Annotated in this window: 2 protein-coding genes; one reads left to right on the forward strand and one right to left on the reverse strand. The window is 35.3% G+C overall.

Translation table 11 applies throughout. The features are described 5' to 3' along the window. The first annotated feature begins 341 nt into the window (after positions 1–341). Positions 342–2,066, forward strand: coding sequence for an adenine deaminase (ade, locus tag ACJMMI_RS06305; protein ID WP_405354357.1), 1,725 nt, complete (start codon positions 342–344; stop codon positions 2,064–2,066). 75 nt (positions 2,067–2,141) lie between these two features. Here the strand turns inward: ade and ACJMMI_RS06310 are convergent, their stop codons facing one another. After that, the gene (locus ACJMMI_RS06310; protein ID WP_405354358.1) at positions 2,142–2,708 is read right to left on the reverse strand and encodes a hypothetical protein; all 567 of its coding nucleotides are present in this window, start codon (positions 2,706–2,708) and stop codon (positions 2,142–2,144) included. Between the last annotated feature and the right edge of the window lie 477 nt (positions 2,709–3,185).

Genomic DNA, 3,185 nt, shown 5'->3' on the forward strand with positions numbered 1-3,185 from the left:
TTTTAAAAGGCTGTCGCCCGTTTTATCAAACTTTGCTTTAGCTCACAACCAGCGTTGCTGTTTGTGCGCGATTGACTGATGTAAAAACAACTTTTCTTGGGCGTTGCCCAAACCCACGAGCCTTTAAAAAGGCTCGACCTAAATTTTATAATATTTATTCAAGACTTTACGCTAAACCATAATTTATCAATATTACTCCAACATTAAAAATAAAATAGAACCAATATTTTTATATCAATATATTGAATATTACTAAAAAATATGCTATAATAAATCAATTATCGTTAAGATTATTGTTAAAATAAACAACAAATTTATAAATTATGCAGGGTGGTGTTTTTATGAAAGAAACTTATGAAGAAAAAATTAATAGACGATTGGGCGTAAAGCAGAAGATTATTTCTGTTGCGGCAGGCAGAGAAAAGGCAGACCTTGTTTTGAAAAATGCAAGGTATTTGAATGTGTTTTCCAATGAATTTTTAGAGGGTGATATTGCTGTTGCTAACGGACTTATAGCAGGCATTGGCGAGTATGAGGGCAAAATTGAAATTGATGTAAACGGTAAGCTTGTTTTGCCCGGATTCATAGACGCACACATTCACCTTGAAAGCTCAATGGTAGTTCCGTCTGAGTTTGCCAAGGCTGTTATTGCTCATGGCACTACCACCGTAATTACCGACCCGCATGAGATAGCAAATGTAATGGGACTTGACGGCATTGAGTATATGATAGAGGCGACTAAGGATTTGCCGATTGATGTGCATTTTATGTTGCCGTCATGTGTGCCTGCCACGCCGTTTGACGAAAGCGGTGCAGAGCTTGGATATAAAGATATTGATTCGTATTTTGAGCATAAAAAAGTTCTCGGACTTGCCGAGATGATGAATTATGTAGGCGTAATCAACGGTGATGGCGATGTGGTATCAAAAATTGTCGCTTCACAGGCACACCATAAAAAAATTGACGGTCACGCTCCTGAGCTTTCCGGCAATGAACTAAACGCATATATAGCGGCAGGTGTGTATTCTGACCACGAATGTTCAACCTTTGAAAATGCACTTGAAAAGCTGAGAAAAGGTCAGTTCATAATGATAAGGGAGGGGACAGCCGCACACAATCTCAAGGCACTTCTTCCGTTACTCAGTCAGCAATACTACTCACGCTGTATGTTTGCTACAGATGATAAACACCCGAGTGACCTGCTCAACGGCGGTCATATCGACTACATTGTAAAGCAGGCACTAAAGAGTGGGGCAGATCCGATTTGCACGCTCAAGGCTGCCACTCATCACGCCGCAAGATATTTTCTGCTTAATAATAAAGGTGCAATTGCACCGGGATACCTTGCTGATATGGTGATTATTGACGATCTTTCTGATTTTAATATAGAAATGGTGTTCAAGCGTGGCAAGACTATTTTTGACGGTGATGTCAAGAATTTTGATGCACCGATAATTGATAAAACCATTGCCCAAAAGTGCCACGATACTTTTCATCTTGATGAGGTCACACCAAAAATTTTTGCTGTTAATTGTAAGCTTGGTCTTATCGGACTTGTCGGTGGCGAGTTGCTTACTCGCAATCTTGGTACTGCAGACAAAATTGATATTGAAAACGATATTTTGAAAATTGCTTGTATCGAGCGACATAAAAATACCAATCATATCGGTGTAGGCTATGTAAAAGGATATTCGCTGAAATCCGGTGCAGTTGCCACCTCTATTGCCCATGATTCGCATAATATAATTGCGGTTGGTTGCGGCGACAGCGACCTCGCAGTTGCCGTTAATGCAATCAGAAACAGTAAGGGCGGAATTGCCGTTGTAGAAAACGGAGAAATCAAAGCTTTGCTCGAATTGCCGATTGCGGGTCTTATGTCCGATGAGCCATTAGAAGTTGTCAACGAAAAGCTCGAAAATGCCAAAGCCGAAGCGTACCGCCTTGGTGCAGACAAAAAAATCGATCCGTTTATGACCCTCTCATTCCTCAGCCTGCCAGTTATCCCGTCCTTAAGAATAACCACAAAAGGTGTGTTCGATGTAGAAAATTGTAAACCTGTGGAATGAAAATACAATTTTAATCAAAAATGCCGCCCCACAACCATTGTTAAGGTTGTAGGGCGACTTTGTGTATTATAATAATTATTCATTGCTGTATTCTATTGCGTCTTCGTAAGCTTGAATGAAATTTATAATAGCATAAAAGCAATTATATATATTCTTTAAATCAATTGTTTTATTATTAAAAGTATAATCTAAATTTTTAGAAGTTGGATATCTGAAAGTATCTCCCTCTTTATCAATTGAATCAATTATTTTAAGTTGTTCTTCAATAAATATAATATCTTTATCACTATTGTTATATGTTAAAATAATAGCTTTAGTTTTTTCCCATAAAGTTTTTATTATTCTATGACTTTTTTCTCGTTCATGATTTTTAAACTTATATAAAAATCTTTTAAAACAGAGTTCCAATGTGTTTCTAAACATGAACATTAGAGGATATGCTTTATCTTCTATAGCAATAAAATCTTCATTATAAATACAATTTATAGTGAATAAATATCCAGAAATTTTACAGTAAAATTCTTGGATTAAATCTCTGCTCCAAACATAGCAAGTAAAATTAATACCCGGTTTTGAAAAAATTAAAAAAGTTGGCTCGAATTCGTTATGAAAGATATATTCTGTATTATTAATGTCATTCATACATTTTTCTATTATATAGAAAGCTTGTATCATATTATTAGATGTATCAATTATATCTAAAAAACTATCACCATAGTTTTCAAAAAAATTGTTTTCAAATGGAAATCTTAAAATATCTGACTTCTCGTCAATATATTCCAGTGAATCGAGATATTTTTTTATCCAGTCTTTTTCTTCTAAAGATAATAATGGTAAACCTGATAGTTCATTTACTTCTTGAAAAAGTAAAGTTAGGTTATGTTTTATTGATTGAAAAGTGTTTTGAATTCTATTATTGTTATTACAATATCTGCAGATAAGCGCTTTTAGGCCTAATTCTAAACTTTGTCTTATTAGGTGTAAATGTCAAGTGAAAATGACGAAAAACGCTCATTTAAAATGTACAATTATGAGCGAAGAATCAGTCATCAGAATCATCAAAGATTTTTCTGCCCTTGATGCGGTAGGAATTTCCGGTAATTTTGATAACTTCGCAGT

The organism is Ruminococcus sp. (assembly GCF_045129435.1).
GTDB lineage: Bacteria > Bacillota > Clostridia > Oscillospirales > Acutalibacteraceae > Ruminococcoides.